Annotated in this window: 8 protein-coding genes; 4 read left to right on the top strand and 4 right to left on the bottom strand. The window is 61.9% G+C overall.

The window, feature by feature from the left end; genetic code table 11:
- Positions 1 to 31: 31 nt before the first annotated feature.
- Both LGM20_RS22800 and iolD read right to left on the bottom strand, forming a co-directional pair.
- A complete protein-coding gene (locus LGM20_RS22800) occupies positions 32 to 1,045 on the bottom strand; it encodes a bifunctional inositol 2-dehydrogenase/D-chiro-inositol 1-dehydrogenase (protein WP_044525221.1) in 1,014 nt (337 codons plus the stop codon).
- A gap of 46 nt (positions 1,046 to 1,091) precedes the next feature.
- Positions 1,092 to 3,032 (bottom strand): 3D-(3,5/4)-trihydroxycyclohexane-1,2-dione acylhydrolase (decyclizing), encoded by a 1,941-nt coding sequence (gene iolD / locus LGM20_RS22805; RefSeq protein ID WP_023291779.1) that lies wholly within the window; start codon positions 3,030 to 3,032, stop codon positions 1,092 to 1,094.
- Positions 3,033 to 3,537: 505 nt separating this feature from the next.
- Here iolD and LGM20_RS22810 point away from each other — a divergent pair.
- Both LGM20_RS22810 and LGM20_RS22815 read left to right on the top strand, forming a co-directional pair.
- Positions 3,538 to 5,451, top strand: a complete 1,914-nt coding sequence (locus LGM20_RS22810; protein WP_023291778.1) for a bifunctional 5-dehydro-2-deoxygluconokinase/5-dehydro-2-deoxyphosphogluconate aldolase — start codon at positions 3,538 to 3,540, stop codon at positions 5,449 to 5,451.
- Positions 5,452 to 5,602: 151 nt separating this feature from the next.
- Positions 5,603 to 6,460 carry a MurR/RpiR family transcriptional regulator gene (locus tag LGM20_RS22815; RefSeq protein WP_004206536.1) on the top strand — a complete coding sequence of 286 codons (858 nt, stop codon included), beginning with the start codon at positions 5,603 to 5,605 and terminating at the stop codon, positions 6,458 to 6,460.
- 2,359 nt (positions 6,461 to 8,819) lie between these two features.
- Here LGM20_RS22815 and iolB read toward each other — a convergent pair.
- Both iolB and LGM20_RS22825 read right to left on the bottom strand, forming a co-directional pair.
- The gene (iolB, locus tag LGM20_RS22820) at positions 8,820 to 9,629 is read right to left on the bottom strand and encodes a 5-deoxy-glucuronate isomerase (RefSeq protein WP_023291777.1); all 810 of its coding nucleotides are present in this window, start codon (positions 9,627 to 9,629) and stop codon (positions 8,820 to 8,822) included.
- A gap of 18 nt (positions 9,630 to 9,647) precedes the next feature.
- Positions 9,648 to 11,153 (bottom strand): CoA-acylating methylmalonate-semialdehyde dehydrogenase, encoded by a 1,506-nt coding sequence (locus LGM20_RS22825; RefSeq protein ID WP_044525213.1) that lies wholly within the window; start codon positions 11,151 to 11,153, stop codon positions 9,648 to 9,650.
- Between the two features lie 351 nt (positions 11,154 to 11,504).
- Here LGM20_RS22825 and LGM20_RS22830 point away from each other — a divergent pair, with 351 nt between their 5' ends.
- A complete protein-coding gene (locus LGM20_RS22830) occupies positions 11,505 to 12,326 on the top strand; it encodes a TIM barrel protein (RefSeq protein ID WP_044525212.1) in 822 nt (273 codons plus the stop codon).
- A 97-nt stretch (positions 12,327 to 12,423) separates the two neighbouring features.
- Positions 12,424 to 13,926: a helicase HerA-like C-terminal domain-containing protein gene (locus tag LGM20_RS22835; protein ID WP_044525211.1), complete on the top strand. Its 1,503-nt coding sequence runs from the start codon at positions 12,424 to 12,426 to the stop codon at positions 13,924 to 13,926.
- Positions 13,927 to 13,947: the final 21 nt, after the last annotated feature.

The raw sequence follows: 13,947 nt of genomic DNA on the forward strand, positions 1-13,947 counted from the left end.
TGTGCAAAGAAGTTCCGTCGGCAAAGCGTGCTTAACGTTTGTAGAATGCCGGGCACTCAGGCAGCGTCACCTCAACCGGCTCGCTGGTTCCCTGCGCTTTAATGCAGGCGTCCGCCGCTACCGACGCCGCGTAGCCGTCCCAGGCCGACGGGCCGTGCAGCTGACCGGCTTTGACGTCGTTGATAAAGGCCTGCAGCTCGACGTCGTAGGCTTTGATAAAGCGGTCTTTCCAGTCGGTCAGAATGGCGGTCGACAGGCTGGCGGACTTGCGCATCTGGACGGCAGACGGCTCCGGCAGACGGGCAATCCCGGTCTCGCCGACCACTTCGCACTGGATGTCATACCCGTACTGGCAGTTCACGAACACCTCGACGTCGATCAGGGTGCCTTTTTTGGTTTCAAAGGAGACGATCTGCGGATCTTTCAGGCGCGCATGGGTGTGCGAGGTGGAGCGCGGGAAGCGCACCTGCACGGAACGGTAGTCATCGTTCAGCAGCCAGCGCAGCACGTCCAGCTCGTGGATCAGGGTGTTGGTGATCGCCATATCGGTGGTGTAGTTCTCGCCAACCGACTGGTTGCGGTGGGCGCAGCGCAGCATCAGCGGCACGCCGATATCGCCATCGTCGATCACTTTTTTCAGCGCCAGATAGCCTTCGTCGTATGGGCGCATAAAGCCAACCTGCACCAGGCGACGGCCGGCCTTCATTTCAGCATCGACGATACGGCGGCAGCCTTCCGCAGACATCGCCAGCGGTTTTTCGCAGAACACCGGCTTACCGGCGGCGATGGCGGCCAGGGTGTACTCTTCGTGGGTCGGGTCCCAGGAGGTGACCAGGATGGCATCGACATCGCTGGCGTTAATCACGTCGTGGCCGTCGGCGTAGACTTCCGCCTGCACGCCCGGCAGCGCGACCGCCGCACGGGCGTTGTCGGCATTGATATCAGACACCGCCACAACGGTGGCGCCCTGCAGAACCTGGGTGCAGCGACGGATGTGTTCTTTACCGATAGCGCCAGCGCCGATGACACCTAATTTGAGCGACATAATGGTTTTCTCCGTAAGTCTGTAGGATTCAGGGTGGATGTTCGTTTTAGTAATCACGCGCCTGGGCGCGCTTTTCATTAATCATTTGCGCAACTTTGCGGATCCGCTCTGAGAGCGCCGTCTGGGCGACCCCGACGTTCCACCAGCTGCCGTATTTGTGCACCATGGTCTTCGGCAGTACTTTAATATCAATCAGGGTGCTGACCGTTTCGCGACGGGCGGCGTCCAGCGCGTGGCGCAGTTCGTCCAGGGTGGTGACGCGCCAGGTTTTGCAGCCGTAGCCGGCGGCGATGGTGGCGAAGTCCACCGGCACCAGACCGCCCTGCAGCTGGCCGGTTTCCGGCTGGCGGTAGCGGAACTCGGTACCGAAGCTGTCCATCCCGTGCTCCATCTGCAGGTTGTTGATGCAGCCGTTGGCCATGTTGTCGAACAGCACGACGTTGATCTTCGCCCGCTCCTGCAGGGAGGTGACCAGTTCAGAGTGGAGCATCATGAACGAGCCATCGCCGACCAGGGAGTAGACTTCGCTCTGCGGCTGCGCCAGCTTCACGCCCAGCGCGGCGTTGACCTCATATCCCATGCAGGAGTAGCCGTACTCCACGTGGTAGGTGTTTTCCGCGCGGTTGCGCCAGACGCGCTGCAGATCGCCGGGCAGGCTGCCCGCCGCCGCGACGATCACCGCCTCGGCCGGCAGCGTTTCATTCAGTACCCCAAGGACGCTGCTCTGGGTCAGGGTGGAGTCGGTGATCTGGCGGAACTCGCGATATACCGATTCGCGATCGAGATGATCGTCGATCTCCGGCACAAAGGATTTCTCCTGCCACACCGCCTGGTACACGCGCTGGGTCTCTTTTAACTGACGGCTCTGCACGCTCTCGATCTGCGCGCCCCAGCCGGCCTGCCAGCCGCTGTCCGCCAGCGCCGCGTCGAGGGCGGTCATCGCCTCCCGGGCGTCCGCCAGCATGGCAATGCCGTCCAGCTTCCAGGCGTCGAAGTTGCTGACGTTAATATTCAGGAAACGCACCTCCGGGTGCTGGAAAATCCATTTCGAGGCGGTGGTAAAATCGCTGAAACGGGTGCCGACGCCGATCACCAGGTCGGCCTCTTTCGCCAGCAGGTTCGCCGCCAGACAGCCCGTCTCGCCGACGCCGCCGACGTTCAGGGGGTGAGAAGAGACCACCGTCCCCTTCCCGGCCTGGGTTTCGGCAAAAGGCACTCCGTAGCGCTCGGCGAAACGGGACAGCGCTTCGCCCGCGCCGGAGTATTTCACCCCGCCGCCGCAGACGATCAGCGGTTTACGGCTGGCTTTGATGGCCGCCACGGCGTCCGCCAGCTGCGCGGCGCTGGCCGGGCGGCGATCGAGACGGTGTACGCGACGCGCAAAGAAGGATTCCGGGTAGTCCCAGGCTTCGCCCTGCACATCCTGCGGCAGGCACAGCGTCACTGCGCCGGTTTCCGCCGGGTCGGTCAGGACGCGCATGGCGTTGATGCAGGCGCTCATCAGCTGTTCCGGGCGGGTAATGCGGTCCCAGTATTTGCTGACCGCACGGAAGGCGTCATTGGTGCTGATGCTGAGATCGTAGCTCTGTTCAATCTGCTGGAGCACCGGGTCCGGCTGGCGGGTGGCGAAGACATCGCCCGGCAGCAGCAGCAGCGGAATGCGGTTGGCGCTGGCGGTGCCGGCGGCGGTGATCATGTTGGCCGCCCCCGGGCCGATGGAGGAGGTGCAGGCGATAATCTGCCGGCGCAGGGCCTGGCGGGCAAAACCGGTGGCCGCGTGGGCCATCCCCTGCTCGTTGCGCCCCTGATAGACGCGCATGTCGCCGCTATCCTGCTCCAGCGCCTGCCCCAGTCCCAGGACGTTGCCATGGCCGAAAATCGCAAAAATGCCTTTCACGAACTTCAGCTCTTCGCCATCCACTTCCAGGTACTGGTTATCGAGGAACTTCACCAGCGCCTGCGCCGTTGTCAGTCTCAGTTTGCCCATGTTTCACAATCCTTATTGTTCAGTATTTGTGTGTGGCGTCGCGCCGATGCCGCCGGGGCCGTCGTTCACGTCACTGGAATACCTGTGGATTATAGGCAAACATTTTTTTCATTAAATACAAATACAGAAGAAATATTTCATTTTGCGAGAAGGATCAAACTCTCTACCCATTTCATACGTTTCACTTACATTCCTGACACGTTTTCGGGCCCTTTTTGGCGGCGCCAGACGGCAACATCCCCTTAAAAATCATAGGTAAATGGCTGTCGTTTGGCGTTTCATTTTCCTCAGGGTCGACAGTGGGGGCGATCCGCGCTAACGCGAGGCTCAGTGCGGCAGAGTGGTAGATCCCTCACACTTTTGGTTTTTTAATTTCGAACGAGTTTGCAAATGAAATATTTATTTCTCAAACTAAGGGTAACCAATAACCCTCAGGCTGTTCACGGAGTCGACGTCGGGATCCCGACCCTTCCAGGCAGCAGACACCAAAAAGGAAATCCTAGCTATGAATGCAGCAGTAAAGCGGCTCGACGTCATCTGTATAGGTCGGGTGGCCGTCGACCTCTATGCCCAGCAGATCGGTTCGCGGCTAGAAGACGTTGCCAGTTTCTCGAAATATCTGGGCGGCTCCTCCGGCAACGTGGCCTTTGGCACCGCGATTCAGGGGCTGAAATCGGCCATGCTGGCGCGCGTTGGCGATGAACACAACGGCCGTTTCCTGCGTGAAACGCTCAACCGCGCCGGGGTGGATACCGAGTATCTGATTACCGACAAATCCCGCCTGACCGCGCTGGTGATGCTGGGGATCAAGGATCAGGAGACCTTCCCTCTGATTTTCTACCGCGATAACTGCGCCGATATGGCCTTAACGCCTGACGACATCAGCGAGGAGTATATTGCCTCCTCCCGGGCGCTGGCGGTGACCGGCACCCACCTGTCGCACGCCAACACCCGCGCCGCGGTGCTGAAGGCGCTGGAGTACGCTCGTCGTCACGGCCTGCGTACCGCGCTGGATATCGATTACCGTCCGGTGCTGTGGGGGCTTACCTCGCTCGGCGATGGCGAAACCCGTTTCATTGAGTCCGGGCCGGTCACCAGCCAGCTGCAGGAAGTGCTGCATCTGTTCGATTTGGTGGTGGGAACCGAAGAAGAGTTTCATATTGCCGGGGGCAGCACCGATACCCTGACCGCGTTGAAAAATGTGCGCCATGCCACCAAAGCCACCCTCGTCTGCAAGCGCGGACCGATGGGCTGCGTGGTGCTGGAAGGCGACATCCCGGACAGCTGGGACCAGGTGCCGCTGCAGCAGGGCGTGCGCGTGGAGGTGCTCAACGTGCTGGGCGCCGGGGATGCCTTTATGTCGGGCCTGCTGCGCGGCTGGCTTAACGACGAGGGCTGGGAGCAGGCTTGCCGTTACGCCAACGCCTGCGGGGCGCTGGTGGTCTCCCGCCACGGCTGCGCGCCGGCGATGCCGACCAAAGTCGAACTCGATGACTACCTGCAGCGCGCCGAATCGGTGCCGCGCCCGGACGTCGACGAGCGCCTCAACCATCTGCACCGGGTCACCAGCCGCCGCCAGCAGTGGCCGGAGCTGTGCATTTTCGCCTTCGACCATCGCAAACAGCTAGCCGACCTGGCGCGGGAGACCGGGCGCGATGAAGCCTGCATTCCGCAGCTCAAGCTGCTGTTGTTGGCCGCGGCCGAAGCGGCGGCGCAGGAGGCGGGTCTTGACCAGCGCAGCGGTATTCTGGCCGACGGCACCTACGGCCAGCGTGCGCTGAACGCCATTACCGGCAAGGGCTGGTGGATCGGGCGCCCTATCGAACTGCCCAGCTCGCGCCCGCTGCGTCTGGAGCATGGCAACATCGGCTCGCAGCTGATCGACTGGCCGCTGGAGCATGTCGTCAAATGTCTGGTCTTCTATCACCCGGACGACCCGGCGGCGCTGCGTGAAGAGCAGGACGCTCTGCTGCTCGAGGTGTGGCAGGCCTGTAACAAATCAGGCCACGAGCTGCTGCTGGAGGTGATCCTCCCAGAAAATGGCCCGGACAAAGACGAGCGCCATTACCACACCATGCTGGAGCACTTCTATCAGCTGGGGATCAAGCCGGACTGGTGGAAGCTGCCGCCGCTCTCCAGCGCCAGCTGGCAGCAGATCACCGCCCTTATCGAGCGCGAAGATCCGTGGAGCCGCGGGATCCTGATCCTCGGTCTCGATGCGCCTTCCGACAAACTGCGCGCCGGTTTCGCCGAAGCGGCCGCACACCCGATGATCAAAGGTTTCGCCGTCGGGCGCACCATCTTTGGCCAGCCGTCGCGGCGCTGGATGCAGGGCGAGCTCAGCGATGAGGCGCTGATAGAGGAAGTGAAACGCAACTACCTGACGCTTATTGGCTACTGGCGCGAAGCCCGCCGCTGATCCCCCAACGCCCGTCTCCGTCACCTTGCGGAGCGGGCGTTTTTCTGTTTCTTCGTGAAATGAATCGCGTATTTCGTCGCAATAAATGAAAAATTCGCTTCATTTGGTACACTGGAAGCCATATTCCTTCCATTTTCTCAGAGCGCACTCTATGGCCAATAACCCAACACAGCTGACCATCCTGCAGGATGAAATCAGGCGTCGCTACGATACGTTAAGCAAACGTCTGAAACAGGTCGCCCGCTATATCCTTGATAACAGCAATAGCGTGGCTTTCGATACCGTGGCCTCCATTGCGCAACAGGCGGACGTTCCCCCTTCCACGTTGATTCGTTTTGCCAACGCCTTCGGCTTCAGCGGCTTTAACGAAATGAAACAGATGTTCAAGCAGCATTTGATGGAAGAGACCGCCAACTATACCGAGCGCGCCCGTCTGTTCCGCCAGACCACCAGCGATGAGTCCAGCCCGCCGGAAACGCCGACGGAAATCCTCAATATGTTCACAATGGTGAACAACCAGGCGCTGCAGCAGCTGGCGATGCAGACCTCCAGCGATGAGCTGGAGCGCGCGGTGGCCCTGCTGGGCGAGGCGGAAAATATCTACGTCATTGGCCTGCGCCGGTCGTTCAGCGTCGCTTCCTATCTGACTTATGCGCTGCGCCACCTCGATCGCAAAGCCTTTCTGATCGACGGCCTCGGCGGCATGTTCACCGAGCAGCTGAGTCTGGTCGGCCCGAAAGACGTGGTGGTGGCGGTGAGCTTCTCGCCGTACGCCCGGGAAGTGGTCGAGTTGGTGGAGCTGGGCGCGCAGCGCAAAGCGCGGCAGATCGCCATTACCGACAGCCAGGTCAGCCCGCTGGCGGCCTTCAGCGATGTCTGCTTTGTGGTGCGGGAAGCGCAGGTGGATGGCTTCCGTTCGCAGGTTGCTTCCCTGTGCCTGGCCCAGACGCTGGCGGTTTCGCTGGCGCTGAACAGCAGTCAGGAGTCCGAGGCCAAGCAGAAGGCGTGAGATAGGCCGCCTGGCGTCGGTTGCGCGGCGGCGCGGGATAAGCCTGCGGGGGGACCCCGTAGGCCGGATAAGCGTAGCGCCATCCGGCACAAGACGGGTATGGCGCCAGAGGTGTCCTGCCCGGCGGCGCTGCGCTTGCCGGGCGTGTGATATATGCGCCTGCGGGTCGCCGTAGACACTGTTTTCGGTTTGCAACTTTCCCGGCCAGACAAAGCGTTTATCACGTGTAACTTCAGTGAAATTTGCGCTCCCGGTTAATTTTCTGCGTTATGTCTCTTACGGCGCAGGGAGCGCACAGGGGGCGGCCAGTCGCCGCCGCCCCCTGTACCCCCGGGCTCCGGCCAGCAAAATCGCCGCTACGCGGTACCTTCGACTTATCCCTGCAGGCTTCGGGTCGGGCCGAGGCAGCGTCCGTGCAAAACACGGCCCTCAGCCCGCATCCATGCGGGCTGCCCCGGCCTTCCGGGAACGTCTCAGCGATTTTGAGGCCGTCAGCACCGGCAGTTTCAGCAAGGCTGGTGAATAAATTAACGACAGGTCGCACGAACTGTAGGCCGGGTCAGGCGCAGCCGCCACCCGGCATAAAAGCGGCTCCGTACCCGCTGTCATCGCCCGGTGGCGCTGCGCTTACCGGGCCTACGAGGTATGAGCCTGTGAGAGGCCCCCGTAGGCCGGATAAGCGTAGCGCCATCCGGCACAAGACGGGTATGGCGCCAGAGGTGTCCTGCCCGGCGGCGCTGCGCTTGCCGTGCGTGTGATATGTGCGCCTGCGGGTCGCCGTAGACACTGTTTTCGGTTTGCAACTTTCCCGGCCAGGCAACGCGTTTATCACGTGTAACTTCAGTGAAATTTGCGCTCCCGGTTAATCGTCTGCGTTATGCCTGGCATGGCGCAGGGAGCGCACAGGGGGCGGCCAGTCGCCGCCGCCCCCTGTACCCCCGGGCTCCGGCCAGCAAAATCGCCACTGCGTGGTACCTTCGACTTATCCCTGCAGGCTTCGGGTCGGGCCGAGGCAGCGTCCCTGCAAAACACGGCCCTCAGCCCGCATCCATGCGGGCTGCCCCGGCCTTCCGGGAACGTCTCAGCGATTTTGAGGCCGTCAGCACCGGCAGTTTCAGCAACCATGGTGAATAAATTAACGACAGGTCGTAAGAACGTAGGCCGGGTAAGGCGCCAGCCGCCACCCGGCAACATGACTGGTATCGAGCCTGATATCTTGCCCGGTGGCGCTGCGCTTACCGGACCTGGGAGGTATGAGCCTGTGAGAGGACCCCGTAGGCCGGGTAAGGCGCAGCCGCCACCCGGCAAAATAACGGCACAACCGGAAATGTCCTTGTTCGCACTGCGCCTGGCGGGGCTACAACTTCTATGTTATTTCCGGACAGATTGCGCTCCCGATATGTCTTCTGCGCTATGTCCCTAATGGCGCAGGGAGCGCACAGGGGGCGGCCAGTCGCCGCCGCCCCCTGTACCCCCGGGCTCCGGCCAGCAAAATCGCCACTGCGTGGTACCTTCGACTTATCCCTGCAGGCTTCGGGTCGGGCCGAGGCAGCGTCCCTGCAAAACACGGCCCTCAGCCCGCATCCATGCGGGCTGCCCCGGCCTTCCGGGAACGTCTCAGCGATTTTGAGGCCGTCAGCACCGGCAGTTTCAGTCGCGCAAGTGGGTAAATCAAGGACAGGTCGCACGAACCCTCCAGGCCGGGTCAGGCGCAGCCGCCACCCGGCAACATGACGGGTATCGAGCCTGATATCTTGCCCGGTGGCGCTGCGCTTACCGGGCCTGGGAGGTATGAGCCTGTGAGAGGCCCCCGTAGGCCGGATAAGCGTGGCGCCATCCTGCATAAAAACGGCGACGGTGTTTGCGGTGTCCTGCCCGGCGACGCTGCGCTTGCCGGGCCTACGAGGTATGAGCCTGTGAGAGGACCCCGTAGGCCGGATAAGCGTAGCGCCATCCTGCATAAATACGGCGACGGTGTTTGCGGTGTCCTGCCCGGAGGCGCTGCGCTTGCCGGGCCTACGAGGTATGAGCCTGTGAGAGGCCCCCGTAGGCCGGATAAGCGTAGCGCCATCCGGCACAAGACGGGTATAGCGCCAGAGGTGTCCTGCCCGGCGGCGCTGCGCTTGCCGGGCCTACGAGGTATGAGCCTGTGAGAGGACCCCGTAGGCCGGATAAGCGTAGCGCCATCCGGCACAAGACGGGTATGGCGCCAGAGGTGTCCTGCCCGGCGACGCTGCGCTTGCCGGGCCTGGGAGTGGGATTCCGCGGAGCCTTTCGCGAAAAAACACCCGCAGCCCATAGACAAGAAGGCCGGTTAGCATCGCTAACCGGCCTTTTTTATCGGCGTCTGCGCGTCACGTTAGTCGTGGCGCGGATATTCCGGGGTGTTGATCCAGGCGTGGTCCTCTTCCCAGGTGAACAGCCATTTCCGATCCGGCCCGGCCATGACGTTCAGATAGTAGCTGTCGTAACCGGCAATCGCCGCCACCGGATGGTAACCGCGCGGCACCATCACCACATCGTGGTTATAGGGCGCCATGCAGGCGTCCAGGCTGCGGTCGTCGGTGTAGACCCGCTGGAAGGCAAAGCCCTGCGGCGGATCGAAGCGGTGATAGTAGGTCTCTTCCAGCTGCGTCTCTTTGCCCGGCTGGGCGGTATCGTGCTTATGCGACGGCCACGAGCTGGTGGCCCCTTCGTCGGTGTAGACCTCGACCACCAGCAGGCAATCCGCCTCGGCGCTGTCCGGCAGAATATTATGCACCCGGCGCTGGTTGCGCCCTTTCCCGCGGTGCTCCACGCCGACGTCTTCCGGCCGAATCAGGCGTGCCGGGAAGCTGCCTTTGCCCGGCGCGCTGCACACCGCCAGCTCCAGATCGGAATCGGCGGTCACCTCGACCCGATCCTGCGGCGGCACGTATACCGACCACGGCGGGGTACGTTCAAACGGCGACATCCGTTTACCGAGATTCGGGAAATCGGCCTGCTGCGTTTTCACCGACGCCAGGCCAGCGACCAGCACCAGGCACAGCTCGCGATCGCCGCTCTCCAGCGTCACGGTCTGCCCTTTTTTCAACATCCAGACATCAAAGCCGATATAGCGCCAACCGGCGCTTTGCGGCGTAATATGCTGGATCTGTCCCTCTTTTCGCGATTTAGCCAGTAACGACATGGCGCTCTCCTTCGCCGATTAACCTAACGTCGGCATGCTGAATTCAGATACGGTCTGCTGCCCTGCCGGCCAGCGTACGGTGGCGGTCTTCATGCGCGTGTAGAAGCGCACGCCGTCCGGCCCGTGGACGTTCAGCGCGCCAAACACTGAGCGCTTCCAGCCGCCGAAGCTGTGGAACGCCATCGGCACCGGGACCGGCACGTTCACCCCGACCATCCCCGCCTGCACGTCGTGGACGAATTCACGCGCGGTGTGGCCGTTGCTGGTGAAGACGGCGCTGCCGTTGCCAAACTCGTGGCTGTTAACCAGTTCGAGGGCGCTGTCATAGTCCGCCGCGCGCACAATCCCCAGCACCGGGCCAAAGATCTCTTCGCGCCAGATGGTCATCTCCGGGGTGACGTGATCGAACAGGGTGCCGCCGACATAATAGCCCGCGTCGTAACCCGGCACGCGCAGTTTGCGGCCATCGACCACCAGTTTTGCCCCTTCGCTTTCGCCTTTATCAATATAGCCGAGCACTTTTTTCTGGTGAGTATCAGACACCACCGGCCCCATCTCGTTCTCTTCCTGGCCGCGCATGCAGCCCGGGCCCACTTTCAGCGCTTCCACCAGCGGCTTCAGGCGAGCGATCAGTTTGTCGGCGGTTTCATCTCCCACCGCCACCACCACCGGCAGCGCCATGCAGCGCTCGCCTGCGGAACCGAAGGCGCCGCCCATAATGGCGTTAACGGTGGCGTCGAGATCGGCATCCGGCATCACTATCGCGTGGTTTTTGGCGGCGCCGAAGGCCTGCACGCGCTTGCCATGGGCGCTGGCGGTCTTATAGATATACTCCGCCACGCCGGAGGAGCCGACGAAGCTCACCGCCGCAATGCGCGGGTCAGTGTACAGCTGCTCGGCATCTTCATTGCTGCAGTGCACGACGTTAAACACGCCGTCCGGCAGACCGGCCTCTTTCAGCAGCTCTGCCAGACGCACGGCGGCCGTCGGCGCCAGCGCCGGCGGCTTGAGGACGAAGCTGTTGCCGCAGGCCAGCGCCAGCGGGAACATCCACATCGGCACCATCGCCGGGAAGTTGAACGGGGTGATCCCGGCCACCACGCCCAGCGGCTGCATCAACGAGTAGCTGTCGACGCCGGTGCCGACGTCAGAGGAGTATTCGCCTTTAATCAGGTGCGGGATCCCGCAGGCGAATTCGACCACTTCCATGCCACGGGTCAGCTCGCCCAGCGCATCCGACCACACTTTGCCGTGCTCGCTGACGATGATCCCCGCCAGCTCTTCCACGTGCTGTTCCAGCAACATTTTAAAGTTGAACAGCACGCGGGCGCGGCGCAGCGGCGTGGTGCGAGACCAGCTGTCAAACGCATCGCGAGCAACCTGAATCGCCTCAGAGACTTCCTGCGCGGTCGATACCGTGACTTCGCGCACCGCTTTGCCCGTCGCCGGATCGTACACCGGCATCGTTTCGTTGCTGATGCTGATAACGGTTTTCCCGCCAATAAAGTTTCCTGTGATCGTCATGTTCTCGCCTCATAGTGAAGAGGGCCAGCGCACGCCGGCCCGTCGCTGATTCTGCTGTGCTATAACCGTAGTAAAATGAAATTTATATTTCAACATTGTTGTGAAATGAAATTTCATTTTGGTGATAACAGTCGCATTTTGCGCTCACGCATCGCTTACGCGCTTCCCCCATCGAGCCGCGCCGCCTCGCGATACCTGGCTTCCGGTCCCGGTCGCTCCCGCCGCGGCAGCCGGGAATATTTTGCGAGGCAGCTCAAACAATCATCATTTTCATTCTTGCTTATTTTGGAATAAACGTTTTGACTGTTAGCCAATTGAACGAACCCAACCCTCTTCCGTCAGGAGTGTCCTATGGCCATCGCAATGCAACGTTTTTGTATTAACCGCAAAATCGCGCCAGCGCTCAGCATTGAAGCGTTTTTCCGTCTGGTGAACCGTCTGGGCCTGAATAAAGTCGAGCTGCGCAACGATTTACCCAGCGGGAAAGTGACCGACGATCTGAGTCATCAGCAGGTGCGCGAGCTGGCGGCGCGTTACCACATCGAGATCCTGACGATTAACGCGGTCTATCCCTTTAACCGCCGTAGCGAAGAGGTGCGGCAGCTGACCGAGTCGCTGCTGAAAGAGGCCCAGGCCATTGGCGCCAAATCGCTGGTGCTCTGCCCGCTCAACGACGGCAGCGAGGTGCCGGCCAGCGACACTCTGAGCGCCCTGCGCGACCTGGCGCCGCTGTTCGCCTTCTACGGCATCCACGGCCTGGTGGAGCCGCTGGGCTTCCCGCAAAGCTCACTGCGATCGGCGCACCAGGCGCAGACGCTGATCCATGACGCCCGCGTGCCGTTTAAGCTGCTGATCGACACCTTCCATCACCATCTCTACCCGCAGGCGGCGGACGAGTTCAGCCAGGTGGAAGTGGCGGACATCGGTCTGGTGCACCTCTCCGGGGTGGACGATACCCGTCCGCGCGAGCAGCTCACCGATGCCGAGCGCATCATGCTGACGCCGCAGGATCGCCTCGGCACCTGCGAGCAGGTTAAAGCGCTGGAAGCCCGCGGCTATCAGGGGGTATACGCTTTTGAACCCTTCGCTCCCGAGCTGGCGCAGTGGAGCGAAGCGGATATCGAGCGCGAAATTGAGCAGAGCATTGCGCTTATCCAACGCCACTGCGCCTGAGGCCTCTCGCGACAGCGTGCGCGGCGCGTGACGATTTCCCCAACGCCGGACGACGAGGTTGCCTATAATCGTCGCAGGATAAATGGAGGAATCGATCATGAGCTCACCCCTGTTGATTGCGCGCACGCTGGATAACGCGCTCTATTTGCTGCCCGCGATGGCCAACCGCCATGGGCTGATCACCGGTGCGACCGGCACCGGTAAAACCGTCACCCTGCAAAAGCTGGCTGAGTCGTTCTCGGAAATTGGCGTGCCGGTATTTATGGCGGACGTCAAGGGCGACCTGACCGGCATTGCCGCCGCGGGGCAGAGCTCAGAGAAACTGCAGGCGCGGCTGGAGAAGATCGGCGCCAGCGACTGGGAGCCGCACGCCAACCCGGTGGTGCTCTGGGATATCTTTGGCGAGAAGGGCCACCCGGTTCGGGCGACGGTCTCCGATCTTGGCCCCCTGCTGCTGGCGCGCCTGCTCAATCTCAATGAGGTGCAGAGCGGCGTGCTGAACATTATTTTCCGCATCGCGGACGACCGCGGTCTGCTGCTGCTTGACTTCAAAGACCTCCGCGCCATCACCCAGTTTATCGGCGACAACGCCAAATCTTTCCAGAACCAGTATGGCAATATCAGCAGCGCCTCGGTCGGCGCCATCCAGCGCGGACTGTTGACCCTGGAGCAACAGGGCGCCGGGCACTTCTTCGGCGAGCCGATGCTGGATATTGCCGACTGGATGCGCGTCGATGCCAGCGGCAAAGGGATAATCAATATCCTCAGCGCCGAAAAGCTCTACCAGATGCCGAAGCTCTACGCCGCCAGCCTGCTGTGGATGCTCTCCGAGCTGTACGAGCGTCTGCCGGAGGCGGGCGATCTCGACAAGCCCAAACTGGTATTCTTCTTCGATGAGGCGCATCTGCTGTTCAACGACGCGCCGCAGGTGCTGCTGGATAAAATCGAACAGGTGATCCGTCTTATTCGCTCCAAGGGCGTCGGCGTCTATTTTGTCTCGCAGAACCCGGCGGATATACCCGACGCCGTGCTCGGCCAGCTGGGCAACCGCGTACAGCACGCGCTGCGCGCCTTTACGCCGAAGGATCAGAAAGCGGTGAAAACCGCCGCCCAGACCATGCGCGCCAACCCAGCCTTCAGTACCGAGCAGGCGATCCAGGAGCTGGGCACCGGCGAGGCGCTGATCTCCTTCCTCGATGAGAAAGGCAGCCCCTCGGTGGTCGAGCGGGCGATGGTTATCGCCCCCTGCTCGCGAATGGGGCCGGTCAGCGATGATGAGCGCAATGGCCTGCTGAATCACTCGCCGCTGTACGGCAAGTATGAAGAAGAGGTGGACCGCGAGTCGGCCTTCGAAATGCTGCAGCAAGGGGTGCAGGTCACTACCGAGCAGCAGTCGGCTCCGCCGGCGAAGGGTCAGCAGAGCGGGGATGACGATGGGCTGCTCGGCGGCCTGAAAGAAATCCTGTTCGGCAGCACCGGCCCGCGCGGCGGCAAACGCGACGGTATCGTGCAGACCGCGGCGAAAAGCGCGGTTCGCCAGGTCACCAATCAGATCGTCCGCGGCATGCTGGGCAGTCTGCTGGGCGGCCGCAAGCGCTAAAAAAAAGCCCCCTCATCGTTG

It is taken from the genome of Klebsiella quasipneumoniae subsp. quasipneumoniae, assembly GCF_020525925.1.
In the GTDB taxonomy this organism is placed as follows: Bacteria; Pseudomonadota; Gammaproteobacteria; order Enterobacterales; family Enterobacteriaceae; genus Klebsiella; species Klebsiella quasipneumoniae.

Bases quoted from the DNA above. Each gene is read 5' to 3' on its own strand.
- LGM20_RS22800 (WP_044525221.1), bottom strand. From the start codon at position 1,045: ATGTCGCTCAAATTAGGTGTCATCGGCGCTGGCGCTATCGGTAAAGAA.
- iolD (WP_023291779.1), bottom strand. From the start codon at position 3,032: ATGGGCAAACTGAGACTGACAACGGCGCAGGCGCTGGTGAAGTTCCTC.
- LGM20_RS22810 (WP_023291778.1), top strand. From the start codon at position 3,538: ATGAATGCAGCAGTAAAGCGGCTCGACGTCATCTGTATAGGTCGGGTG.
- LGM20_RS22815 (WP_004206536.1), top strand. From the start codon at position 5,603: ATGGCCAATAACCCAACACAGCTGACCATCCTGCAGGATGAAATCAGG.
- iolB (WP_023291777.1), bottom strand. From the start codon at position 9,629: ATGTCGTTACTGGCTAAATCGCGAAAAGAGGGACAGATCCAGCATATT.
- LGM20_RS22825 (WP_044525213.1), bottom strand. From the start codon at position 11,153: ATGACGATCACAGGAAACTTTATTGGCGGGAAAACCGTTATCAGCATC.
- LGM20_RS22830 (WP_044525212.1), top strand. From the start codon at position 11,505: ATGGCCATCGCAATGCAACGTTTTTGTATTAACCGCAAAATCGCGCCA.
- LGM20_RS22835 (WP_044525211.1), top strand. From the start codon at position 12,424: ATGAGCTCACCCCTGTTGATTGCGCGCACGCTGGATAACGCGCTCTAT.